Raw genomic sequence first — 22864 nt, 5'->3', positions numbered from 1 at the left:
CCAGTCAGGGAGCAGCGTAAACCGGCCGGGGCGTCTGGGTAAGGCAGGGAACGGTCACCTGCGCAGGGCAATGTATATGGCGGCGCTGAGTGCGGCGCACCATGAACCACGGGCCAATGCGTTTTACACGGCGTTAGTGGCGAGGGGCAGGAAAAAAATCCAGGCGATATGCGCCATCATGAGAAAATACCTGACCGGCTTATGGAGTTGCATAAAACACGGTCAGGACTTTGATGCATCGAAACTTTTTAGTGACAGGCATCCGTAAATACTTGACGCGAGACAGAGTATCTACGGCTTAATGATTACATTCCGGCTATCAGCGCTTTTGCCGCTGCGCGATGTTTCACCATCAGCTCTGTCGCATCCAGTCCGATGATTTCACCCTCTGACACACGCCACTCCCCACCAACCATCACTTTGTCTGCACGTTCCGCGCCACATAAAATCAACGCAGACAGCGGGTCGTGGCTGCCGCTAAAGCGCAGTTCATCCAGCTTGAATAACGCCAGGTCCGCCTGTTTACCCACCGCCAGTTCACCAATATCCTTGCGTCCCAGCAAGCGTGCTGACCCGGCTGTCGCCCAACGCAGTACGCGCTGCGGGGTGATTTGTTCCGCGCCATAGCGCAACCGCTGCAGATACAGTGCCTGGCGCGCTTCGTACATTAAATTCGACGCATCATTCGAGGCCGAACCATCCACCCCCAGACCAACCGGGGCGCCCGCTGCCTCCAGATCCACCGTCGGACAAATGCCTGAAGCCAGACGCATATTCGATACCGGACAATGACAGATACCGGTTCCTGCGGCACCCAGACGCTTGATTTCATCATCATTGAAGTGAATGCCATGTGCCAGCCAGGTGCGATTACTGAGCCAGCCCACATGTTCCAGATAATCGACAGTACGCATACCAAAGGTTTGCTGGCAAAACGCTTCTTCATCCAGCGTCTCCCCCAGATGGGTATGCAGACGGACATCATGCTGTTCCGCCTGTCGGGCAATTTCACGCATTAAATCGGTGGTGACGGAAAACGGTGAACAGGGCGCGAGGCCAATCTGAATCTGTGCCCCTTCGTGTCGCTGGTGATACTGCTGAATCAGACGCAGGCTATCCTGCAAAATGGTGTCGGCATCCTGGATAGTCTGCTGCGGTGGTAAACCACCCTGTTCTTCTCCCAGATTCATCGAACCGCGCGTTAACAGCGCACGCATGCCCAGTTGTTGTACCACTTCCACCTGCACATCAAGCGACTGCTCCATCCCCTGGGGAAAAAGATAGTGATGATCGCTCACCGTGGTGCAGCCGGACTGCAACAACTCCGCCATCGCCACCTGGCTCGCCAGATGCAGCGCCTCGGGGGTCAGGCGCGCCCATACCGGATACAGCGTTTTCAGCCACGGAAAAAGCGGTTGATTCACCACCGGAAGCCAGGCACGGGTCAGGGTTTGATAAAAGTGATGATGGGCGTTAATCAATCCGGGTAATACCACGTGGTCACGGGCATCGACCACGCTGTCGCAAGGCTGAGACGGGGTCTGCCCCAGGGACAGAATTTCGCTGATACGCGAACCTTCAATGACCAGGCCGCCACGGCCATCAGGATTGTCGGGAAGAAATACGGCAAGGGGATTTTTGATCCAGATACGGGCAGCGCACATGGCTGGCTCCTCTCAGTGGTTAAACATAAGGGTTAGCCAGCTCAGTTATTGCCTGTCTGCTGATCCAGGCGCATTGTAATGCGGCCCTACTATGCCGCATCAGCGATAGCGTGGAAAGCGGTCAGGCGTCTTTTTTACGTAACGGTGATTCCGGCATAAACAGCGACAGAATAAACGCCAGCAACATCACGCCTGCCGCCATCTGAAAGGCCGCATGTACCGCATCAACAAACGCCTGCAAATACGGGGTCTGCACATCGAGCGCCAGATGATGGATGGCATCCGGGTCGAGGCTACGTGGCAGCTCAATCCCCTTGTCCACCAGCTTTGTCAGCCCGGATTTCAACACCTGGCTGAACACCGCACCGAATAGCGCCACCCCAATTGAGCCGCCCACCGAACGGAACAGCGTCACCGAAGAGGTCGCCACACCGATGCTGTCAGGCGTGACGGTGTTCTGCACAGCCAGCACCAGCACCTGCATCACCATCCCCATTCCCATGCCTAAGATGCTGGAGAACAGATAAATGTGCCAGACCGGCGCATCCAGCGTCAGCGTGGTCATCAACCCCATGCCGATGGTCGCCAGCAGAGTACCGGCAATCGGGAATAACCGATATTTGCCGGTGCGGCTGATCACACGCCCGCTGACAATTGAGGTCACCAGCAAGCCGCCCATCAGTGGCAGCAATTGCAGACCGGCCTGGGTGGGGGTGGATGCTTTCACCACCTGTAAATAAAGCGGTAGAAAGGTGACACTGCCAAACAGCGACATGCCGATAATAAAACCAATCAGGCTGGAGAGCAGAAAGGTGCGGTTACGGAATAACGTCAGCGGGATAATCGGTTCCCACGCGCGACGTTCTTCATAGATAAAGCCAATCACCCCCACCACGCCAAAGGCGAAAATGCACCACAGCTGTGGATCAGACCAGGCATGTACCGAACCGCCTTCACTGGTGAACAGCGTGATACCCACCAGCGCCAGACAGAGGAAAAACGCACCGGGATAGTCGATTTCATGTGCCTTGCGTTTGCTGTCGGTTTTGAACACCGCATTAATCACCAGCAGGGCAAATAAACCCAGCGGCAGATTGATATAGAAAATCCAGCGCCATGACGCGTGCTGCACAATAAAACCACCCAGCAACGGACCAATTACCGTCGCGAGGCCAAATACACCGCCGAACAAACCCTGATATTTACCTCGATCGGCAGGCGGGATCACATCGGCAACCGCCGCCATACTGACCACCATCAGACCGCCCCCACCCAGCCCCTGCAACGCACGGGTAAAAATCAGCTGCTCCATGTTTTGCGCCAGCCCGCACAACGCTGAGCCAACCAGGAACAGAATCACGGAGATTTGCAACACTGGCTTACGGCCAAACAGGTCGCCAAATTTACCGTAGAGCGGTACAACAAGGGTCGAGGCCAGCATATAGGCGGTGACGATCCACGACAGGCGATCCAATCCGCCCAGCTCCCCAACGATGGTCGGTAAAGCTGTAGAAACAATGGTTTGGTCCAGGGCGGACAGCAACATTACCAGCAGTAACGCCCCCAGCAGCCAGCCAAATGACTGGCGCTTCGTGTCGGCGCTGGCAGCGGGCTGTGCCAGAGAATGGGATTTCATAGGGAACACCATGTTGAAATTAATTAAATACACAATTAATATTGATCGAAGTCTGGCAGGAAACAAGTGAGCACGCAAAAATGACCGCACAGAAAGTCCCTTTAGACGCGAAATCAGCGAAATCCGAACCCCGCCGTCCCGGTCGTCCACGAGGTGGTGCAATTAATGCGCAGCAGCGCGAACATCTGCTGGATATCACCCTGGCGCTGTACGCCGAGAAAGGGATTGGCGAGACCTCCCTCAACGCCATTGCCCGCAAAGCGGGGGTCAGCCCGGCAATGCTGAATTATTACTTTCAGTCACGCGAGGCATTGCTTGATGTGGTGGTTGAAGAGCGTTTTCTGCCGCTGCGGCAACGCCTTGTCGGCCATTTTATGCATGAACCGAGTGACCCCGTCACAACCTTCAGCGCCTTTATCCGTGAAATAGCCGACATCATTGAGACGCATAATTGGTTCGCGCCGCTGTGGATGCAGGAAGTCACCGAAGGCCAGGGCGGATTAGGTCATCACATCAAAAGCCGCTTTGGACATACGGAACGCGATAAGGTCAAGAGCTTGATCGAGGGCTGGCAGCAGCAAGGGCTGCTCAATGCGGACCTGGAACCGCAGCTGCTGATGACATCAATTCTGAGTATGGTCCTGGTGCCGTTTACCCGTTTTGCCGGCGATCCGGCATTCAACCGCGAAATGATTGTCGCGCATACACTCAGCCTGTTCTGTAACGGGATGCGGCCAGCATAGCTGGCCGCTTTAACCACGCAATGTGGATTATGCTGATCGAAAAGGCGTGTTGAGTGTGCCGTCTGGATTAGTCGTTCCCTCAATTTCATCCCCAGCTTCGGCCACGAACAGGGAAAATGAGTCTGCATTTTCCCAAAATACCTGACGCCGCAACGCATGATTTTCCCTGACGCGAATATCCGCTATTACCGAAGAATGATGTTCGGGATCAAATCGTTTCGCAAATTCGCCATTTTTCACATGCTCTCCCCCATCAGTAATAAAATGTGAGCTGTAATCTCCCCTGGCGAAGAGAATGGATTGGTCGCGTTTCGCCTTAACAAAACCTGCTCCGCTGTCACCATAGCCTGCCAGCATATAAATCAGATCCGGAGAGGGTTTACCATTAACTAATATGCTGGGATGAACATATTCATGCAAAATTGTCTGTAGTTGAGCTTCTGGTTTTAATTTCATAAATGCCTCGGTAACGCCAAAACATTTATCATCCTGATGCCAGACGGCAACAATATTCTGGTCTCTTTTATCTGTCAGGATTTCATAACGAAAGCTTTTATCCACTTTCAATGCCCATTCTGCTCTGTCAATCATCGCTTTAATACGGTCCCTGGCATCATTGACATCTTTTAGCGTCAGCCTCTCAAGGTATTGCGAAAAACGATTATCTAAATCATATTCTTCCAGTGTTTTAACATCATGCAATAATGAGCGCATTTCATTTTGATTTAATCCATCTATATTCCGCAATGCTGTAGCGACTTTTCCAGTTGGTTTTTTACTGATGCTGGTATCGATAGTATAAGAGCGTGTGATAGGGTCTTTCTTAATATATTTTTTAATCATATCAATGTCCGCGGACTTAAAACCATCGAATGAACGTACCGCCGTGCGGAAATCTTCAGTTCGTTCAATGTAACCAAGATGCAAAGAAAGAATTTCTCTTCCTCTGGCGGTGCCCAGTTTCACCAACGCTTTCTGCATCGTGGGCACCGCTTTTACCATAGCCGCGTTCAGCATAACCCCGCGCTGCGGACTGCGTTTATAGAGCTTTTTCAGGCTTCCGGCAATGACCGCAACTCTGTTGGTTGGGAGAAGAACGTACTTCTCCCAGAAGTTTAATTTTATTTCTTTCAGTTCAGGTTGTGAATGCGCTACGGCGCCCATTTCGGCTTCAGCTTTAATTTCACCGGCGGTCTCCATATTGCGTGGATATTTAAAGATATTGACTTCATCGGAAATAAAAAGCCTGCCAAATCTTATCCCATTACTCTCTCTGACACCGATACTTTCCACCGCTGCGACACCGTCGAATAAGATCGCCGCTGCGTCCCAAAAAAGACCTTTAATCGCCTTTTTGCGCTGCGCATAGGTATCTCCGTTAATTGCCTGATCCAGATCCAAACCCGCTTCCGCAATATCCATTCCCAGATAAGTAACGGCCCCGACAGCCGGGACTACGATAAACAGCGTACCAATAGTGCTTTTCGCCGCTTCCAGATTCATGATTATTTGTTGTTTTAACACTTCATGATTCGACGTGGTCAGCACTTCGGCATCACTAAAAATACGCGCTTTCATCTGGTCACGCAGCCAGGTAAAAGGATCATAAGTAATGGTTTGCGGATTTTTGTTGATCGCTTCACTGCCCCAGCTGCCTGTCTGGATTTTCTTCATAGCGGAAAGCACCCCGGTGACCAGCATACCATCCTGCCGGTTAAGCAAGGTGAAATGGCGTGCCAGCGTCTCACTTTTACCTGGGTTTTTAATGAGATCTAAAAACCATTGTTTCATCTGCTGCTCTGAGTCAAACTCCTGATAATAGCTGTCCTCTGAGGGGAGATAGACAACGATTTTACCCTCTCTTCCACGTAGCATAAAAATATTACTGGCGGGATAGCCATTTATATCAAATGTCGTCAGAGTCACACCTTCTCTGCGACTGACTTCTTCTTTCAGTGTCCTCACTGAAATATTGGAGTTTTTTAATACATTGCCAAAAATGGCGCTATCCAGTAAATCTAAACCCTGAGGAGACAACGTCTCATTCACCCGTTGCCACATTGCCTGACTAATCGCCTGTCCCTTAGTGATTAGCCTGGCCCCCAAGGAATATTTGCTCCAGTAATCAACCTGGAACTGATGGAAATCATTAGCAAAATCCATATTGATAAAAATGTCTTTCAATTTCCTTGGTGTAATCGCAACCTGATTTTTTTCGTTATAGTACTTCGCCTTATTATCATCTTTATAAATTCCTGCATTACCATTTAACGTGTCATCATCAATCCGCTCATCGGCGCTAAAGTTTTCCATCGCTTTTTCAGTTAATGTGCGGGATTTTTCGGGCGGCCCGAGGTGTTCCCAGCCGGTAATGGTATAGGGCGATGAACTGGCAAACCCGAACTTATGATAATAAGTACGATGCGGATCAACATCGATATTACAGCACTTCTTAATCGCCTTTTTAACCTCATCCCCGACAAAATCAAAAATCCCCTGAAAATTATCAATCACCTCGTTGCTGGTATTGACGTAAATTTGCCAGTCTGCCTGCCAGTTGACTCCATTCCTGGCATTCACTTTCAACGGAGCTGGCGCAGTCACGTTTACGGGCGGTGCCTGTAATTCATTTCCAGTTCGGGCAATGGCAATGGATCGCCTCATTCGGGTAGCAAGAGGGGCGTTCCACCAGGATTCGGTAAATCGGGTCAATGGGTTAGCGGCATCGGCTGCTGGAAATCGTAGCCCCTGATTGTCAGTGATGGGGATAATATCCGGCGTTTTTGTGGGTAGTGACCTGAGATGGCGTTGCATTTTTGCCGTGCGCAGGATCTGGCTGATATCGGTTTCCTGCGTTATCCAATGCAAAGGATTAGCTGCATCGTACAGCCAGCAAAGCCATTTGGCCTGAGGCACCAGCTGACAAAGTCCCGACCAGAAAACCTGTTTTATCGCAACGGTAATCGCGCAGGACATGTCCCTGGAGGCCGGGATAAGCGAAGCGAAAAAGTTGAGTAGCACCCATTCTGGCGCAAAGGTGGAGGCAGAACACCCGTTGATACTTTCTTCTGTCAATGCACCGCCCTGCTTTAATACCATCACTAATTGCTTAAATACCGATGGATTAACCGCAACGGGCGTAGCCCAGGCAACGCCGGTCACCGACAAAAAATCTGCAATGGTTTTTTCGTGTTTTTTTCCGACAACTTTCTCCGGAGGAGGAAAAGGCGAAGGCGTAAATAAATGATCCAATAATTCCCGGTTTTCCTTTATTTTAAATAATCGTAACGCAGGGCTGAGATAAATATAGCGCGCATAAGGTAGGGTTTGATGGCGATAATCATCTGGTGCCTTATCAGCGGCAGGTGACATGCGAGAAAACAGAGAGGAAAGCCCCTTGTTCACTGACTGCGACAGCGGGTGAAAGGGGGCATTTGTGATGTGGCTGACCTTATTCATTGCCCAATTATAGGTGGGGATAACCTGAGTCAAAGGCACATTGATGTTAAATCTGGATAAATGGCTGATTCCTTCTTTCATCATAAAACTCCTTTTACAGATAGATTTTCTATCCGGGAGAATTAGCTTAGTCGTAGCTGAGCGGAACCGCACCAGCCCTTAACGTATTAAGTGATGCGAATCAGCTCATGAATCTGGTAGAAAAACAGGGGTGACGACGTAAGTGAATGGAGATTATATTGATATGCTGGTTAGTTAACACGCGCCACCAGGCTGGAGGCGCGTGTTACTGAGTGAAGTTATTTTTCAGTGCGATCGAGAATAAGATAAGCCGGTTGACACATGCTACCGCGTTCCTGAACCCAGTAATAATCTATATCGGCGATATGGTCATTCAGTCCGGCATCAACCCGCTTCACCTCCAGCCGCAGCCCGGCCATATGGTTATAGCTCAGCCCTGCCTTGACGATATATTTATATTCAACGCCTTGCTCTTCTTCAAAGGATTTAAGATACGGCGTCATCTGCTGTTGTATTTCCTTCAGGCAGATAACCTCGTTGTTAACCTTGAATGGCTCGCCAGCCACCCCGTCAATCGGTGCGGCAAAAGCAGATACTGATGCCAGCGCCAACGAGGCTAACAGAATGGCTTGATTAATAACACGCATTAAAATTCCCACCATTATTCCTTACGCACTTCAACCCTTCTGATTCATAAGGCGGTAAAAATATTGGCTTCGCATCGGGTCGTGAAAGATGAGGAATTGAACGAATAAGAGCAAATGTGCATTTATTTAAGACATTACCAACTTCTGCTGCCCTGGTAAGATATTCAGATGTCACCTGGTCTCTTCTGTAAGCTTCCTGCTTCACCATCTCTCTGGGGAATTCTGAGAAAGGACGCCAGTCCTGCGCATCACGCCACGCCTTGTAAGGGGCAAGCTGGGTTTTGTATTGCTGGCGGCAATCTGAAGCTTCTATTGCCGTCATATATTTACTGTTACTGACTCCATAATCAATATAATTACTTTCAGCCATGCCCCTGTCAAGCGAGCCTTCAGCGTAAGTAGAGATTTCTTTCAGGATTTCCTGGGTCAGCGCTGGATTTTCTTTCATATCCTGCGCAATCAATGTATGTACCAGCGACATATCCTTCGCGTCTGTCCATTTAATCATGGGGACTTTCGGCACATCGACAACGTCTGAGTTCGGGTCTTTTGGGAAAAAATTAGCCACACCTACACCCATTGTCACCACGAAAATGAAAAAACTGACTGTTGCGGCGGTAAAAAAGGTTCTGAATTTACCGCGACCTTTATTACGGCAACGATTTGCCACCTTCCTGTAACTTAAAATCGTGACTGCGATACAGATGACGATAACCACCAAACCTTGCATGCCTGCTCCTTTGCAAAAATATCCCGCTTAAATAAAAGTACACATCCGTGTGTATCGGCATTGACCGCTGGGTCTTTAACACACACATGAAAAAAATTTTCACCTGACCGAAACCTTTGCCGCACATCCAGCGAACTGATTAACAGCGTTACAAAACCGGAACACCCTCAAACCCGCAGGAGCAGATAATGAAACCCATGAAAAACCTCGTTCGTATCCTGACCCTGGCTACTGTGCTGGGCCTGTCCGCCACTGCCCTCACTGCGCAGGCCGCGCTGCCCGTCGGTGCCAAAGCGCCCAACTTTGAATTACAGGGCGCTCTGGCAGGCAAACCACTGACCTTCTCGCTGCAACAGGCGTTACAGAAAGGACCGGTGGTGCTCTATTTCTTCCCTGCTGCCTTCAGTAAGGGTTGTACTTTGGAAGCGCATGATTTTGCTGAAGCCACCGACAACTTCAAAAAAATGGGTGCGACAGTCATTGGCGTGACCGCAGGTAACACCGACCAGGTCAGCGATTTCTCCAAACTGGAGTGCCGCGATAAATTCACAGTCGCTGCCGATCCGGGTGCCAAAGTCGCCGCAGAATACAAAACCACCATGGAGATGAAGGGTAAAACCCTGTCTGACCGTACCTCCTATGTCATCGCCCCCAATGGCGATATCCTGCTGAGTTATACTGACAGAAACCCGGACACCCATATCGAGAAAGCACTCGCCGCCGTGAAACAGTACAGCGACAGCCATCCGCAAACCGCGACTAACTAATCGACGAGGCCAGCGATGTTAACCGCCATGCTGGCCGCCTTTATTGGCGGCATCATTCTCAACTTTATGCCCTGCGTGTTTCCGGTGGTGTCACTGAAAGCGCTGGGCCTGTTACGTCATGCTGATAACAGCGCCAGCGCGCGCCGTGAAGGTCTGGCGTTTTTGCTCGGCGTTGTCGTGACCATGATGGCACTGGCGGGTATTCTGCTGGCGGCGCGTGCGGGCGGCGCGGCAGTCGGCTGGGGCTTCCAGCTGCAATCACCGCTGGTCATCGCCCTGCTGGCGCTGGTGATCCTCGCGGCCGCACTCAACCTGCTTGGCGTGTTTGAAGTCGGTTTGTCCGTTCAGCAGGTGGGCGCAATCGACATCGGCCGCGGAGCCTTTGTCCGTTCGGCCCTGACGGGAGCGCTGGCAATTATTGTCGCCACGCCATGCGCCGCGCCCTTTATGGCCAGCGCCATCGGCTATGCACTGGTCCAGCCCCCAGCCGTTGCACTGGTCATCTTCTTTGCACTGGCGCTGGGTTTTGCCGCGCCTTTTACACTGATATCGCTGTTTCCGGCGCTGGCAAAATTCCTGCCGCGTCCCGGTGCATGGATGGATGTTCTGAAACGCGGCCTCGCGTTTCCCATGTTCGGTGCTTACGCCTGGTTGGTGTGGGTACTGGCACAACAGTCAGGCAGCGGTGCGCTGGCAACCTTACTGGCCGGTTCGGTGGTGCTGGGCTTTGCTGGCTGGTTATACGGCATGGCGCAAAAACGTCGCTTCGCCGGAAAAGGTCACAAAGTCCTGTTTGCCGTCACTGCCGTTTTGGTGGTTGCGGTGCTGGCTCCGCTGCCAGGGATGATCAAATCCGGAGCGGGACTGCCGGGTGACCAGGTGGCAGCGACCATTACGCAGGAAAAATGGACGCCACAAACTGTTGCGGCAGAGCGCGGTCACGGTAAAGCCATCTTTGTGGATTTCACCGCATCCTGGTGTATAACCTGTCAGGTTAACCAAAAAACCACCCTTTCGACCCAGGCGGTTAAAGACGCATTGGCGAAAACCGGTACGCTGTATATGGTGGCCGACTCGACCAAATTTAATCCCGATGTCGATGATGCGCTCGGCCAGTTTGGCCAGGGTGGCCTGCCAATGTACCTGGTGTATCCGGCCAATGGCGGACCGCCAAAAGTGTTGCCGCAGGTGTTAACACCCGGCATCGTGGTTGATGCGCTGACTCAGGCAGCGAACAAAAAAGCCTGACCCAACAAGGCGGAATATGGATACAAGCGATACCGGGCGCGACAGCTGGCCTGCACTGATGGAACGGGCGCAGGCAGGCGATCAGCTGGCGTATACACGCTTGCTGCAAGCGCTGGTGCCGGTGATTCGATCGCAGGTACGAAAACAGCTCGCTGACGACGTGCTGATCGAAGACGTGATTCAGGATGTGCTGCTGACAGTGCATCGGGTCCGTCATACCTACGATCCCGCTTATCCCTTCTTACCCTGGCTGATGGCAATCATCTCGGCACGCGGGGTGGATGCCTTGCGCCGTCGTGGACGTCATCAGCGCTGGGAAGTGGCAGAGGAACATCTGACGGAAGCTCCCGCCCCGGCGGATACACATCGCCAGGATTCACAAGAGGAGCTGGCAGGATATTTGCGTCAGCTGCCCTCACGCCAGCGGGAAATTGTTGAACACGTCCATTTACGCGAAATGAGCCTGACAGAGGCGGCAGCGCATAACAATCTGAGCGTCGCAGCGGTGAAATCGCTGTTGCATCGTGCGCTGACCAATTTACGCCGCTTTGGAGCACATCATGACTGACCACAACCTGTTGATTGAAAAACTCAGCCAATCTGCGCAGCCTGTGAAACGCCCGCAGGCAACGGGGTGGCGGGTGCTGGCCTGGCTGGCGGGCGCATTACCCTGTGGTGTGGTGGCGAGTTTTCTGGTGCAGCGCAGCCTGACTGACTGGTCACAACCTGGCGCGCACTGGGCAATGCTGCAACTGGCGCTGGCCTTTGTGCTCGGCACACTGGCGATTCGCAGCGCCTTTAACATGAGCATTGCCGGACGGCACAGCATCAGCTGGAAAGCCTTGTTGCCACTGGGTTTGCTGTGGCTGGTGTTGAGTATTCTCAACATTCCACGCGTCGAACCGCCATTGCATGTGGGAGATGGCACCAACTGCTACACCTTTTTACTGGTGGTCAGCACGCCAATGATGGTGATGATGATTGCCAGTCTGCGCCGTACCCGTGCGCTTTACCCGGTACGCAGCCTGGCGATGGCGGGCTTTGGTGTTGCCTGCATGGCGGTCACCTTGCTGGCCTTTTGCCACCCGGTGCATTTGCATAAAGAGGACTTTATGATGCATCTGGCAGCGATTGTCACCATCGTGGCGTTGACAGTGCTGTTTGGAAAACGCTGGGTGGCGATAACGTAAACGGGACGAATGTTGAGGAACGGGTGCATTGAGGCCAGCCGCAACAACCTCAAGAGTTGGCGGGGAACACTCCCCGCCGGGTCTCTTACTTGACAGATTCACAGGTAGTGAAGACAGCGACCTCCGTATTGCCCGTTCTGATTCGGACCTCACAAAGGTCTTTCCTCAAAACCAGCACCACCATCAAAACGGTGGTACAGATTACGATCAGCGCGACAAGAAACGCCCTATGCTGCTTCATAGCCTACTTCTCCTTGACCCGAAGGTCCGTAAGAGGCTACTTTTAACGTGTGTGGCGTTAAGAAGTGGCCTCAGCTTAATATTAAACGTCCTGCAAGACGTCATATGTTAACTGGGGCTTTTCTCTTTCCGCCGTTGGCAAATGCTTAAGGCAGAAAGCCTCAAGCACCCGTCGCGATTCTAATCCAACTGTCTGACTTATCCCAAATTTTTATCTACTGCGTTACGCTAATCCGTGTTTTTTTCTGAGTTCTGCGATCCGTGACAGATTCTTATGCAACGTTACGGAATCACTCGCTCCGCCTTTAATTTATCGAACAACTGAATAAACGAATCCAGCGTACTGCGATACCCGCTAAACCCGGCCTTGCGACTCTTGCTCATATCCGTGAAAGCTTCCATCGGACGGCCCAGATCGGCGTCGGTATGCCACCACGAGGCGAGCTTGTTGATATCGGCTTCGCGCAACCCATCGCGCTGGGCAATGTCACGCCATGCCGCCGCTGCGTCCTGCATTCGCCCTTCCAGCGGCATCATCTGCGCCGGATACGCTGCCGCCTCGATAGCGAAATAGTTCGCCAGACGCGGCCACAGCCAGTTCCAGCGGAACACATCACCGTTCACCGCATTAAAATCCTGATTAGCCGCAGCAGGAGAGGTTGCCGCCCACAGCAGTTGCTCCGCCAGCAAACCGGCATCGGTCACATCCGCCAGACCGTTCCATTGTTCCGTTGACCCGGGGAAAATAAACGGCCAGCCCTTTTCACGACACAACGTGGCATACACTGCCAGCGTCTGGCCCATGTTCATCGCGTTACCCAGTGCGTAGCCGATGATGGTATGGGGGCGATGTACGCTCCAGCGATAGCCAAATTTCTCCGCCCCGGCAAAGATCTCATCTTCCTGCGCGTAGTAGAAATTATCGACTGGCTGACGGCCCTGTTCTTCGCGGAAAGGCGTGACCGGTACGGCCCCTTTGCCGTAAGCTTCGAATGGCCCAAGATAGTGTTTCAGCCCGGTGACCAGCGCCACATGCGCGCCCTGCAAACGATCGCCCAGCGCGTTAATCACGTTGCGCACCATGCCGCCGTTGACGCGGATATTCTCTTTTTCATTCTCCTGGCGCGACCAGACGCTAAAAAACAGCGCATCCGGTTTCGCCCCGGTCAGTGCCGCATTGACCGCATCCGCATCGGTCAGATCTGCCGTCAGGCTGCGGCAGCCCTCCGGCACCGCCCCACGCCCACGCGACAGGCCCGTCACCTGCCAGCCCTCGCTTAACAGCTTCTCCGCCAGCGCGCGCCCAATCACACCGCTGATACCGACAATTAACGCCTGCTTTTGCATTTCAATTCTCCTCAGTTTGCGTAATCATTAGCGTAATAGAGAATTAAATTCCTATCTCTGGCATTAATTCACATCATTACCAACCTGGATTCATGAATCGATGCACGATCAACGTCTGAAGGACATCGTCCCCTTTGTTGCCAGCGTGGAAAGTGGCAGCTTTGCCGCCGCAGCGGAACGGCTGCACCTCACAGGTTCAGCGATCAGCAAAAGCGTTACCCGCCTGGAAACGCGCCTTGGCTCGCGCCTGCTGGAACGTACCACGCGAAGCCTGAAACTGACTGATGCAGGCAGCGCTTACTATCAAACCTGTATCCGTATTATGGAAGAGCTGGCGGAGGCTGAAGCGGTGCTGGCAGCGCAGCGCACGATTCCTTCCGGCCGGTTGCGTCTGGCAGTGCCAAACACCTACGGCCGCCTGGCGGTGATGCCACTGCTGATGCCCTTTTGCCAGCAACATCAGGAGCTGGAACTCAGCCTGAGTTTCTCCGATCGTTTTGTCGATTTGTTTGAAGAAGGGATTGATGTGGCGGTGCGCATCGGTGACACCCCGGATCTGCCCACCTCACTGGGTTGTCGTCAGATGGGACGTGAGCGGATGGTATTCTGCGCCGCGCCAGATTATCTGGCACGCATCGGGCGACCGGCCGATATCGCCCAGCTGATGCAACATCGGGCAATTATGTACGAACGCGTGGATGGCAGCACCAAACCCTGGCTGTTGCAGGCGGAAGACGGCCATCTGCAATGGCGCAACGTACCGTACCGGATGGCATTGGGAGATGTGGATGCACAGGTGCAGGCAGTGTGCGCCGGGCTGGGGGTCGGGCAAATGCCCTCATGGCTGGTGCGTGAGCAACTGGCGCGTGGAGAGCTGGAGATTATCCTGCCCGCTCATCAGCCCGATGGGCTGGCGCTGACCCTGGTCTGGCCGCGCCGCAAACAGTTATTGCCGAAGGTAGATGCGTTGCTCAGCGCCCTCAGCCAGCTGCCCATTCGTTAACGATGATTCAGTCGGCGGGATAAGCGGTCACCAAAGAATTGCAGCAGGGTGACCAGTGCCACCAGCACCACAATCACCGTCAACATCACCTGCATATCAAAGCGCTGATAACCGTAGCGATAGGCGAGATCACCCAGACCGCCCGCACCAATCGCCCCGGCCATCGCGGAGGCGTTAATCATGGTCACCAGGGTGATGGTAAAACCGCTAACAATGCCGGGGCGAGCTTCCGGCAGCAAGACGTGCCAGACAATATGCCAGCGGTGGAATCCCATCGCCTGTGCCGCTTCCGTCAGCCCTTTATCCACTTCGCGCAGGCTCACTTCGGCAATCCGCGCAAAAAAAGGGGTCGCCGCCAGCGTCAGCGGCACTGTCGCTGCCCATACGCCATAAGTGGTGCCCACAACCCAGCGGGTAAATGGAATCAGGGCCACCATCAGAATCAGGAACGGGATGGATCGAAACAGATTCACCAGCCAGCCAAGCAGGCGATTCAGTAGCGGATTCGGGAACAGGTCACCCCGCCCTGTCACCACCAGGATCACCGCCATTGGTAACCCCAGTGCCAGCGCAAACAGCGACGACACCCCTACCATTAACAGCGTATCCAGCAACCCGGTCCATAAACGTTCAAAGCCCAGTGACATAACCTGCTATCTCCAGTTGGTCGGCAATGCCGCTCAATGCCAGCTGCGCGTCCGTCTTGTCATGAAGCGCATCCAGCAGCACCAGCAGCTGGCCAGTGGGCTTGTTTTCTACCCATTCAATCGCGCTAAACAGCAAGGTCACCTGCCCTGCAACACGCTGGCTGAGTGCGCCGATATCCGGTAACGCGCCCTGTCCGGTGTAGCGCAGCCGCACCAGCAAGCGAGAATCGGCCTGCTGACGTTGTGGTGTGAGCAGGGGCACAAGATTTTCCGGCAGCGCCTGATGCTGCGGGTTAAGCAGCTGACGGGTGGTTTCCTGCTGCGGATCGCTGTATACCTGCCACACCGGGCCACGTTCGATAATTTCGCCCTGATCGATCACCGCCACCTGATGGCAAAGGTCGTGCACCACATCCATTTCATGGGTGATTAGCACGATGGTGATATGACGCTGCTGATTGATTTTCTTTAGCAACGCCAGAATGGCGCGGGTGGTTTCCGGGTCCAGTGCCGAGGTAGCCTCATCACACAGCAGCAATTCCGGGTCATGCACCAGCGCGCGGGCAATGCCGACGCGCTGCTTTTGCCCACCCGAAAGTTGCGCGGGCCAGGCGTGCTGGCGTTGTTCCAGCCCCACCAGCGCCAGCAATTCATCAACTTTGCGCTGACGTTGTGCCGCTGGCACCCCGGCCACCTTCATCGGCAGCTCGATGTTTTCGCGCACCGTTTTCGCCGACAACAAATTGAAGTGCTGGAAGATCATGCCGGTGCGGCGTCGCCACTGCACCAGTTCGCGATCGCTCAGTGTGCCAAGATCGATCCCGTCGATAACCACCTGCCCGGCCGTCGGCGCTTCCAGCCGATTGAGGCAGCGGATCAGCGTAGACTTACCGGCACCGCTGCGGCCAATGATGCCGAAGATCTCACCACGCTTAACCTGCAGACTGACGTTCTTCAACGCCTCCTGCGCCTGCCCGGCGTAGCGTTTCGTTAAGTCGCGGATCTGCACATGTACCTTGCCCGATCCCTCGCGAGTGGGTTCCAGCAAGGCATCCTGTTCGCCGGGCAATGTCAGGCTGACCATACTTACTGGCTCCAGCCTGGCTGGTACAACTTGCCATAGAAGCTGTCCAGTTTGGCGCGCACCACCGGCGAATGCTGGTAAATGTCGACGAACTTCGCCAGACGCGGGTCGTCCTGATGACCATCACGAATCACGAACTGAATGACATACTCCGGGTGTTCCAGGCCATCAAACAGCAAGGCTTTTTCCGGATCGATGGTTTTCGCCAGGCGCAGATAGTGTGGATAGCCCTGTGCCAGATCAACTTCATCCAGTGAGCGCGACAGCTGTACCGCCTCGACTTCGATAATCTTCAAATCTTTTGGATTGCTGGCAATATCATCGACGGTGGCTTTGAGGCCGACGCCCGGTTTTAAGCTAATCAACCCGGCCTTCTGCAACAGCAGCAGACCGCGTGCACCGTTAATGGGGTCATTGGCAATGGCTACCGTGCCGCCCTGCGGGATCTGGTCCAGCGAAGTATGTTTTTTCGAGTACAGGCCGATGTTATTGATGATGGCGGGCGCGTAAGGCACCAGATGGAAACCGCCCTCTTTGTTGGCGTTTTCAAGGAAAGGTTTGTGCTGGAATAAATTGACATCGATATCGCCATTTTCCACGCTGACGTTCGGTGCGGTCCAGTCGGTAAACTCCACCAGCTGAACATCAAGCCCCTGTTTTTTCGCTTCTGCAACGGCGGTTTCCAGCGGCGGTGCAAAGGCCGCCGTAGTGCCGACTTTTAACGGGCCACTATAATTCGCAGCACTCGCCAGCGAGCTTACGGCCAGCAATGCGGCGGCCAGTGTTAACGCAATTTTCATAGCAATTCCCTGAGATAAATGGATTAACGAAGGTTGATTCCAGGCCGCCAGCGTGCCGCCGGATGGCGGTCGGGCAGACGGTCCTGATGCTGAAAAATCTTTTTACGCAGTGAACCGGGCTGATACGCGGTTTTATAACGTCCGCGCTGCTGAAGTTCCGGTACCACCAGGTCAATAAAATCCTGATAACTTTGCGGGTTGAGGATGCGCGTCAGATTAAAACCATCAATATCGCCCTCGTCGATCCAGTTAATCAGTCGCTCCGCCACCTGTGCCGGATTGCCAATCACCAGCGGATAACGGCTGCCCATCGCGTGTTGCTCCAGCAAACGCCGACGCGTCCAGCCGTTGTAGGCTTTACTTACCGACTCAATTGCGCGCGTGTCGCCACTGGTAATCGGCTCATCAAGCTCAAAGGCGGCCAGATCCATGCCAATCGAACTGGAAAAGTGGGCTATCCCCGCCTCCGGGCTGGCATAGGCGAGGTAGCTGCGATATTTCTCCTGAGCCTCACGCTCGGTGGGGGCGACGATCACGCTGACCCCCATAAAAATGCGCAGATCCTCAGCCAGCCGCCCGGCATCCACTGCCGCCTGGCGCAGGCGTTGCGTTTGCTGGCGCATTGCCGCCGGGGAACTGGCGTTAACAAAACTACATTCGGCGTGGCGCGCCGCAAATTGCATGCCTCGCGCCGAGCTGCCCGCCTGAAATAACAACGGTGTGCGCTGCGGAGACGGGCTACTCAGGTGATAACCCTGTACCTGATAAAACTCACCCTGATGGTTTATCTGATGAATTTTCTGCGCATCGGCGTACAGCCGCCGTTGCCGATCCACCACCAGCGCATCGTCCTGCCAGCTGCCTTCCCACAGCTGATACACCACGTCCAGGAATTCATCGGCTTGATCGTAGCGGCGATCGTGGCCCAGCAACTGGCGCTGCCCCATCGCCCGCGCGGCGCTGTCGAGATAGCCGGTGACGATATTCCAGCCGATGCGCCCCTGCGTCAGATGATCGAGCGTCGAAAGGCGGCGGGCAAAAGGGTATGGCGCTTCATAACTCAGGTTGGCGGTGACGCCGAACCCCAAATGCTGCGTGACGCCAGCCATCGCCGAGACCAGCATCAGCGGGTCGTTCACCGGCAACTGGATCGACTCACTGGCCGTGAGATTGATGCCCTGCTGATAGACGTCGTAGACGCCGAGGATGTCGGCGATAAAAATGCCATCGAATAAGCCGCGCTCCAGCAGGCGAGCGAGATCGGTCCAGTAGGTCAGTGAATTAAAATCGACGGAACGATCCTGCGGATGGGTCCACATGCCGTGATGGATATGACCCACGCAGTTCATATTGAAAGCGTTCAGCAGGATCTGCTTGTGGCTCATAAGGTCCCCCGACGCGGCGGTAACACGCCATTCAGCAGATAGTTACCAATCGCCGGATATTTCCAGCGCACCGGATCGTGCAGGGTGTGGGTGCGCGCATTGCGCCAGTGGCGATCAAGATTATGCTCACGCAGGCTGGCCCGCGAGCCGCCCAATTCGAATAGCAAATTACCCGCTTCCAGCGCCACTTCCGTGGTCCACGCCCGCGCTTTCGCCACCTCAATTGAGGCCGTCGCCACGCTTTCGGCTGTGGGGTGACGTTGTGCGCTATCGACAGCGTCCCCCGCCAATGCCAGTAGCGCATCACCGGCGGATAAACGCGCTGCGAGGCGACCGGTGCGGTCCAGCGTCAGCGGGTCATCAACGGCGCGATCCACGCCGCTGTCCGGCCACGGACGCGCGCGATGACGCAGAAAATCCAGCATGTCGTTAAAGGCCGCCCGGGCGATACCCTGATCGATTGCCGCGTGCAGGATCTGGGCAAAGGGGCCAACCGCTGTGGGTCGCTCAAAAGCGGTCTGGAACGGCACTACATCCGCAGCGCTGACGGCCACATCCACAAACTGTACGCTACCGCTGCCGGTAGTCCGCTGGCCAAAGCCACTCCAGTCATCGATAACCGTGACACCCGCCTGAAGGCGCGGGACAAATACCAGTTGTTCTTTATCATCATCACCGCGCGCTGCGGTGGGGATACGGTCAGCAAACAGCGCGCCGGTGGCGTAAAACTTGCTGCCGTTCAGCCTTCCATCGGCGATGCGCGTACTGCGCTGGTGCGCCGTCGGGGAACCAAATTCTGCCAGCGCATTTCCCAGATGCACCCCAGCCAGCACTTCGTCATATAAGCGCTGCTGCTGCGCCGGGCTGCCATTAACGCGCAGCACTTCCAGCGCGTAGAAGTGATTTTGCGGCACCTGGCCGATGGCAGCATCCGCCTCACTGAGGGTGGCGACAATCTGCGCCAGTTGCCCCGAGGCAATAGCTATCCCACCAAACGCCCGTGGCACGGTAATCGCCCCCAGACCCGCCGCGAAGAACTGCTGCAACTCGGCGTGGGGTAGCTGGCGTTCGCGGTCACGCAGCGCGGCATCGTGCCGATACTGCGCTGCCAGTTGTTGCGCTGCCGCCAGCGCCTGTTGCGCATCAGCAAGGCGTGTAGCGGGTTGTTTGGGCTGAACCTGCGTCATGGTTGTTCCTTAAATCCAGGCATGGCGTGCCGGTAGCACTGCATTGAGGTAGTAGTTGCCAATGGCATGGGTTTTCCAGCGCACCGGGTCGTGCAGGGTGTGGGTGCGCGCATTGCGCCAGTGGCGATCAAGACCATGCCGCAGCAAAGTGGCACGGCTGCCTCCCCATTCGAGCAACTTTTCACTGGCATGCAGCGCAACCTCGGTGGTCAGCACTTTGGCTTCTGCGACCGCAATCGACGCCTGTGCACAGTTTTCCACAGTCAGCGATTGTTGATCGATGCTATCCAGCACCCGCGCGGCACGCGCCAGCAAGGCATTTGCCGCCGTCAGTTCGGTGCTGAGTCGGCCCACATCAGCAATGATGTAAGGATCGTCAGCATTACGACTGACACCGGCATCCACCCACGGACGTGAACTGCTGTGTACAAACGTCAGCGCATCATCCAGCGCACCCTGGGCGATACCGGCATCAATCGCTGCCTGAATTAACTGGGATACCGCACCGCGCAAGGTGGGTTTTTCCGGCGCGGGCAACGGCATCACCAGTTGGGGGTCAACTGCAACCTGCTGCAACCGCACCGTGCCACTGGCGGTGGTGCGCTGCCCCATCCCCGACCAGTCATCAACGATTTCAACGCCAGTGGCTGGCTGCGGGATAAACGCCATCACCGGCTGATCATCAAGAAGCGCCGTGGTCACCAGGATGTCAGCGAATAACGCCCCGGTTGAGTAGAATTTCTCACCGGTAAGTTGCAGCCCTTGTGACGTTGTCACTAGCTTCGCCTGCACATCACGGGTATGACGGGTGTTTTTTTCTGGTCCGCCATTGCCCAGCCGCTTACCACTCACCACGGCACCCAGCAGGCGCTGCTGCTGTTCTGTCGTCCCTTCCCCAAGAATGAACTGAATCAAACCAAAATGATTTTGTGGGATTTGCCCCAGCGACGGATCGCTGGCAGAAATCAGGCGGAATATTTCCGCCACGGTCTGAAATGATAAACCGGCCCCACCAAACTGACGAGGCACACTCATACTTCCCAGGCCCAGCCGGGTAAATTCATTCAGCAATGCGGTGGGATAAATACGTTGTTGATCACGCTCTACAGCACCCGCTTTTGCCTGCTCTGCCAGATGGCGCGCCGCGTCAAGCGCTTCAGCGTCATTATTCAATATCTTCGTCATGATTTATTCACTTTTGGCTATGCGCGGGGAAATAACCGAATGAAAGCGATAATAATCAGCGGGGATAAAACAAGTAAATAGCGTGGTTATGCTATATCTGCACAAGGGTTTTCATTATTGAGATAACTATTATCTCAGGTGCAGATACGTGCAATGTAATATTAATAACGATGTTTTTTGTCTTAAGAAGAAATATCGCTAACGAATTGCAAAGCGTATATATCCCGTAGCGGCGCGATTTATCGCGCGCCTCTGAAAAACCGCAACGAAACAACAGCGCGATAAATCGCGCCGCTACGAAAACCTGCGGTTATTGGCCTGGTCGGCATGAATGCCGCCCCTACACGCGTAGGGTGCGAATTTATTCGCACCAGGATTGACGCTCAAGACGGTAGCTACGATCCCTGCCAGTTATTTATCTTGTGGGCTATTGAGGATTTCCCGCACATGCACCAGCGCATTACGCACCGCTGCTCCCCCGGCATAAAACAGTAATTGCAAAATCGTCTCGATAATCTGCTCACGGCTGGCCCCGGCATTCAGTGCAGCCTGGGTATGGGCTTTGAGCTGCGGCACCGTATGCCCCAGCGTGACGCAGGAGGCAATGACCACCAGCTCACGCGTAATGGGATCAAGACCCGCACGGCTCATAATGCCGCCCATCGCCCATTCAATGCTGATATCGGTGAAATCCGGGCAAATATCCGCCATATCCTGCCGCAATGCCTCTCCGGCACCATTGCCATACAATTCGTTAAACAGGGCCAGGCCGCGCTGACGTAATTCAGGTTGAGTGATCATCATACTTCTCCAGTGAGTGAAGCCTTGATTTAAACTCAGTGTTAAACTTCGAAAAACAGCAAAAACCTTGCATCACTATCAAGGAAAACTTTGTAATCATGAACAAGCTGGAAAGTATGGCGGTTTTTGTGCGTGTGGTGGATAGAGGTAGTTTCACTGCGGTCGCGGAGGAGATGCGCATCAGCAGCACCATGGTCGGTTTGCATATTAAGGGGCTGGAAAACTATCTCGGCGTGCGTTTGCTCAACCGCACCACCCGACGCCAGAGCCTGACTGATTTTGGTCACGACTACTATCATCGCTGTCAGCAAATTCTGACGGATATCGACGAGGCGGAATCTCTCGCCTCCAGCCTGCACCAGCGACCACGAGGGCTGCTACGCGTTGCCAGCCCGGTCTCACTGGGAGTCCATGTGTTATCCGCGCTGAATGCACAGTTTCTTCAAACCTGGCCCGACGTCACGCTGGATATGCGCCTCAGTGACAGAACCGTCGCCATGGCCGAGGAAGGTATTGATGTCATGTTGAAAATCGGCGAGCTTGAACAGGTTAATTCCCTGATTGCCCGCCCCTTAGCACAGTATCGTTCTCTGGTCTGTGCATCACCCGACTATCTGGCCTCTTACGGCGTACCGCAACATCCCTCGCAGCTGATTGAGCACCGCTGCCTTGGCTATGCTCATCCCCTCGCCAGCGGTGCCTGGCAGTTTATTGAGGACGGTAAAACGCTCTCGGTGCCAGTCAAACTGGTGATGTCGCTGAACAATGGCGAAGCGCTACGGCAGTCTGCGCTGAACGGTGCGGGCATTATCATGCAACCCGAAGTGTTGCTGGCTGAGGATGTTAGTTCCGGGAGATTAATTGAATTGTTCAGCCACATAACCACGCCCGGTAAACCCGTGCATTTCCTCACCTTCGCCGACCGCCAGCAGCTGCCAAAAATTCGCTATTACGTTGAGCATTTGCGTAAGCACCTCAGCCAATCGCTGATTATTACCTGAGATCGCCTGTCACTCCTGGCACAACGGTTGTCCGGCTTAACAAAGCCTGGCCGACACGTCTGCTTTACGTTGTTGTTCA

At 54.3% G+C, this 22864-nt stretch carries 22 protein-coding genes; 8 read left to right on the top strand and 14 right to left on the bottom strand.

Translation table 11 applies throughout. The features are described 5' to 3' along the window. The coding region (locus CUN67_RS21740; protein WP_208714323.1) for a transposase at positions 1 to 268 on the top strand (268 nt) is incomplete at its 5' end. A gap of 37 nt (positions 269 to 305) precedes the next feature. On the opposite strand, the gene CUN67_RS21735 is transcribed toward CUN67_RS21740, so the two are convergent. Both CUN67_RS21735 and CUN67_RS21730 read right to left on the bottom strand, forming a co-directional pair. Next, the gene (locus CUN67_RS21735; RefSeq protein ID WP_208717537.1) at positions 306 to 1664 is read right to left on the bottom strand and encodes an 8-oxoguanine deaminase; all 1359 of its coding nucleotides are present in this window, start codon (positions 1662 to 1664) and stop codon (positions 306 to 308) included. Between the two features lie 121 nt (positions 1665 to 1785). Further along, on the bottom strand, positions 1786 to 3300 hold the full coding sequence (locus CUN67_RS21730; protein ID WP_254711424.1) for an MDR family MFS transporter: 1515 nt from the start codon (positions 3298 to 3300) through the stop codon (positions 1786 to 1788). A gap of 80 nt (positions 3301 to 3380) precedes the next feature. Between CUN67_RS21730 and CUN67_RS21725 the strand changes: the two genes are divergently transcribed. Continuing rightward, positions 3381 to 4043: a TetR/AcrR family transcriptional regulator gene (locus tag CUN67_RS21725; protein WP_208717536.1), complete on the top strand. Its 663-nt coding sequence runs from the start codon at positions 3381 to 3383 to the stop codon at positions 4041 to 4043. A gap of 27 nt (positions 4044 to 4070) precedes the next feature. On the opposite strand, the gene CUN67_RS21720 is transcribed toward CUN67_RS21725, so the two are convergent. The 3 genes from CUN67_RS21720 to CUN67_RS21710 all read right to left on the bottom strand — a co-directional run bounded on the left by CUN67_RS21720 (position 4071) and on the right by CUN67_RS21710 (position 8900). Further along, positions 4071 to 7586: a dermonecrotic toxin domain-containing protein gene (locus CUN67_RS21720; RefSeq protein ID WP_208717535.1), complete on the bottom strand. Its 3516-nt coding sequence runs from the start codon at positions 7584 to 7586 to the stop codon at positions 4071 to 4073. A 215-nt stretch (positions 7587 to 7801) separates the two neighbouring features. Then, positions 7802 to 8170, bottom strand: a complete 369-nt coding sequence (locus CUN67_RS21715) for a hypothetical protein (RefSeq protein WP_208717534.1) — start codon at positions 8168 to 8170, stop codon at positions 7802 to 7804. Continuing rightward, complete coding sequence (locus CUN67_RS21710; protein ID WP_208717533.1) at positions 8157 to 8900, bottom strand: hypothetical protein; 744 nt, start codon at positions 8898 to 8900, stop codon at positions 8157 to 8159. Before CUN67_RS21710 ends, CUN67_RS21715 begins: the two co-directional genes overlap by 14 nt. A gap of 188 nt (positions 8901 to 9088) precedes the next feature. Here CUN67_RS21710 and CUN67_RS21705 point away from each other — a divergent pair, with 188 nt between their 5' ends. From CUN67_RS21705 to CUN67_RS21690, 4 genes are read left to right on the top strand one after another with little or no spacing between them, the layout of a single operon-like run. Further along, positions 9089 to 9667 (top strand): peroxiredoxin, encoded by a 579-nt coding sequence (locus tag CUN67_RS21705; RefSeq protein WP_208717532.1) that lies wholly within the window; start codon positions 9089 to 9091, stop codon positions 9665 to 9667. Between the two features lie 15 nt (positions 9668 to 9682). Next, positions 9683 to 10915, top strand: a complete 1233-nt coding sequence (locus CUN67_RS21700; protein WP_208717531.1) for a protein-disulfide reductase DsbD family protein — start codon at positions 9683 to 9685, stop codon at positions 10913 to 10915. A 16-nt stretch (positions 10916 to 10931) separates the two neighbouring features. Continuing rightward, the gene (locus tag CUN67_RS21695; protein WP_208717530.1) at positions 10932 to 11483 is read left to right on the top strand and encodes a sigma-70 family RNA polymerase sigma factor; all 552 of its coding nucleotides are present in this window, start codon (positions 10932 to 10934) and stop codon (positions 11481 to 11483) included. Beyond that, entirely contained in the window at positions 11476 to 12105 is a 630-nt protein-coding gene (locus tag CUN67_RS21690; protein ID WP_208717529.1) for an NrsF family protein, read from the top strand. The genes CUN67_RS21695 and CUN67_RS21690 overlap by 8 nt, the downstream gene beginning before the upstream one ends. Before the next feature lie 85 nt (positions 12106 to 12190). Here the strand turns inward: CUN67_RS21690 and CUN67_RS21685 are convergent, their stop codons facing one another. Continuing rightward, positions 12191 to 12346 carry a Hok/Gef family protein gene (locus CUN67_RS21685; RefSeq protein WP_208717528.1) on the bottom strand — a complete coding sequence of 52 codons (156 nt, stop codon included), beginning with the start codon at positions 12344 to 12346 and terminating at the stop codon, positions 12191 to 12193. A gap of 281 nt (positions 12347 to 12627) precedes the next feature. Continuing rightward, complete coding sequence (locus CUN67_RS21680) at positions 12628 to 13692, bottom strand: SDR family oxidoreductase (RefSeq protein ID WP_208717527.1); 1065 nt, start codon at positions 13690 to 13692, stop codon at positions 12628 to 12630. Positions 13693 to 13792: 100 nt separating this feature from the next. Here CUN67_RS21680 and CUN67_RS21675 point away from each other — a divergent pair, with 100 nt between their 5' ends. Beyond that, complete coding sequence (locus CUN67_RS21675) at positions 13793 to 14695, top strand: LysR family transcriptional regulator (RefSeq protein ID WP_208717526.1); 903 nt, start codon at positions 13793 to 13795, stop codon at positions 14693 to 14695. On the opposite strand, the gene CUN67_RS21670 is transcribed toward CUN67_RS21675, so the two are convergent. From CUN67_RS21670 to CUN67_RS21640, 7 genes are all read right to left on the bottom strand, one after another. After that, on the bottom strand, positions 14692 to 15342 hold the full coding sequence (locus CUN67_RS21670) for a methionine ABC transporter permease (RefSeq protein ID WP_084880755.1): 651 nt from the start codon (positions 15340 to 15342) through the stop codon (positions 14692 to 14694). The genes CUN67_RS21675 and CUN67_RS21670 overlap by 4 nt on opposite strands. Then, positions 15326 to 16426: a methionine ABC transporter ATP-binding protein gene (locus CUN67_RS21665; RefSeq protein WP_208717525.1), complete on the bottom strand. Its 1101-nt coding sequence runs from the start codon at positions 16424 to 16426 to the stop codon at positions 15326 to 15328. The genes CUN67_RS21670 and CUN67_RS21665 overlap by 17 nt, the downstream gene beginning before the upstream one ends. Before the next feature lie 2 nt (positions 16427 to 16428). Beyond that, positions 16429 to 17226 (bottom strand): MetQ/NlpA family ABC transporter substrate-binding protein, encoded by a 798-nt coding sequence (locus CUN67_RS21660; RefSeq protein ID WP_208717524.1) that lies wholly within the window; start codon positions 17224 to 17226, stop codon positions 16429 to 16431. 23 nt (positions 17227 to 17249) lie between these two features. After that, positions 17250 to 18611: an LLM class flavin-dependent oxidoreductase gene (locus tag CUN67_RS21655; RefSeq protein ID WP_208717523.1), complete on the bottom strand. Its 1362-nt coding sequence runs from the start codon at positions 18609 to 18611 to the stop codon at positions 17250 to 17252. Beyond that, entirely contained in the window at positions 18608 to 19798 is a 1191-nt protein-coding gene (locus tag CUN67_RS21650) for an SfnB family sulfur acquisition oxidoreductase (protein ID WP_208717522.1), read from the bottom strand. Before CUN67_RS21650 ends, CUN67_RS21655 begins: the two co-directional genes overlap by 4 nt. Positions 19799 to 19807: 9 nt before the next feature. Next, positions 19808 to 20983: an SfnB family sulfur acquisition oxidoreductase gene (locus CUN67_RS21645; protein WP_208717521.1), complete on the bottom strand. Its 1176-nt coding sequence runs from the start codon at positions 20981 to 20983 to the stop codon at positions 19808 to 19810. 411 nt (positions 20984 to 21394) lie between these two features. Beyond that, positions 21395 to 21784 carry a carboxymuconolactone decarboxylase family protein gene (locus tag CUN67_RS21640; protein WP_084880740.1) on the bottom strand — a complete coding sequence of 130 codons (390 nt, stop codon included), beginning with the start codon at positions 21782 to 21784 and terminating at the stop codon, positions 21395 to 21397. Positions 21785 to 21882: 98 nt separating this feature from the next. Here CUN67_RS21640 and CUN67_RS21635 point away from each other — a divergent pair, with 98 nt between their 5' ends. Then, positions 21883 to 22785, top strand: coding sequence for a LysR family transcriptional regulator (locus tag CUN67_RS21635; RefSeq protein WP_208717520.1), 903 nt, complete (start codon positions 21883 to 21885; stop codon positions 22783 to 22785). Positions 22786 to 22864 lie beyond the last annotated feature (79 nt).

Source organism: Pantoea cypripedii, from assembly GCF_011395035.1.
GTDB classification, from domain to species: domain Bacteria; phylum Pseudomonadota; class Gammaproteobacteria; order Enterobacterales; family Enterobacteriaceae; genus Pantoea; species Pantoea cypripedii_A.
The sequence above is the reverse complement of the archived record's forward strand: the minus strand, read 5'-3'. Positions and strand labels throughout refer to the sequence as shown.

Excerpts from the sequence above, each read along its gene's own strand:
- CUN67_RS21700 (WP_208717531.1), top strand. The coding sequence starts at position 9,683 with ATGTTAACCGCCATGCTGGCCGCCTTTATTGGCGGCATCATTCTCAAC.
- CUN67_RS21680 (WP_208717527.1), bottom strand. The coding sequence starts at position 13,692 with ATGCAAAAGCAGGCGTTAATTGTCGGTATCAGCGGTGTGATTGGGCGC.
- CUN67_RS21650 (WP_208717522.1), bottom strand. The coding sequence starts at position 19,798 with ATGACGCAGGTTCAGCCCAAACAACCCGCTACACGCCTTGCTGATGCG.
- CUN67_RS21685 (WP_208717528.1), bottom strand. The coding sequence starts at position 12,346 with ATGAAGCAGCATAGGGCGTTTCTTGTCGCGCTGATCGTAATCTGTACC.
- CUN67_RS21660 (WP_208717524.1), bottom strand. The coding sequence starts at position 17,226 with ATGAAAATTGCGTTAACACTGGCCGCCGCATTGCTGGCCGTAAGCTCG.
- CUN67_RS21725 (WP_208717536.1), top strand. The coding sequence starts at position 3,381 with ATGACCGCACAGAAAGTCCCTTTAGACGCGAAATCAGCGAAATCCGAA.
- CUN67_RS21735 (WP_208717537.1), bottom strand. The coding sequence starts at position 1,664 with ATGTGCGCTGCCCGTATCTGGATCAAAAATCCCCTTGCCGTATTTCTT.
- CUN67_RS21655 (WP_208717523.1), bottom strand. The coding sequence starts at position 18,611 with ATGAGCCACAAGCAGATCCTGCTGAACGCTTTCAATATGAACTGCGTG.
- CUN67_RS21665 (WP_208717525.1), bottom strand. The coding sequence starts at position 16,426 with ATGGTCAGCCTGACATTGCCCGGCGAACAGGATGCCTTGCTGGAACCC.
- CUN67_RS21730 (WP_254711424.1), bottom strand. The coding sequence starts at position 3,300 with ATGAAATCCCATTCTCTGGCACAGCCCGCTGCCAGCGCCGACACGAAG.
- CUN67_RS21645 (WP_208717521.1), bottom strand. The coding sequence starts at position 20,983 with ATGACGAAGATATTGAATAATGACGCTGAAGCGCTTGACGCGGCGCGC.
- CUN67_RS21695 (WP_208717530.1), top strand. The coding sequence starts at position 10,932 with ATGGATACAAGCGATACCGGGCGCGACAGCTGGCCTGCACTGATGGAA.
- CUN67_RS21640 (WP_084880740.1), bottom strand. The coding sequence starts at position 21,784 with ATGATCACTCAACCTGAATTACGTCAGCGCGGCCTGGCCCTGTTTAAC.
- CUN67_RS21720 (WP_208717535.1), bottom strand. The coding sequence starts at position 7,586 with ATGATGAAAGAAGGAATCAGCCATTTATCCAGATTTAACATCAATGTG.
- CUN67_RS21675 (WP_208717526.1), top strand. The coding sequence starts at position 13,793 with ATGCACGATCAACGTCTGAAGGACATCGTCCCCTTTGTTGCCAGCGTG.
- CUN67_RS21710 (WP_208717533.1), bottom strand. The coding sequence starts at position 8,900 with ATGCAAGGTTTGGTGGTTATCGTCATCTGTATCGCAGTCACGATTTTA.
- CUN67_RS21635 (WP_208717520.1), top strand. The coding sequence starts at position 21,883 with ATGAACAAGCTGGAAAGTATGGCGGTTTTTGTGCGTGTGGTGGATAGA.
- CUN67_RS21670 (WP_084880755.1), bottom strand. The coding sequence starts at position 15,342 with ATGTCACTGGGCTTTGAACGTTTATGGACCGGGTTGCTGGATACGCTG.
- CUN67_RS21715 (WP_208717534.1), bottom strand. The coding sequence starts at position 8,170 with ATGCGTGTTATTAATCAAGCCATTCTGTTAGCCTCGTTGGCGCTGGCA.
- CUN67_RS21705 (WP_208717532.1), top strand. The coding sequence starts at position 9,089 with ATGAAACCCATGAAAAACCTCGTTCGTATCCTGACCCTGGCTACTGTG.
- CUN67_RS21690 (WP_208717529.1), top strand. The coding sequence starts at position 11,476 with ATGACTGACCACAACCTGTTGATTGAAAAACTCAGCCAATCTGCGCAG.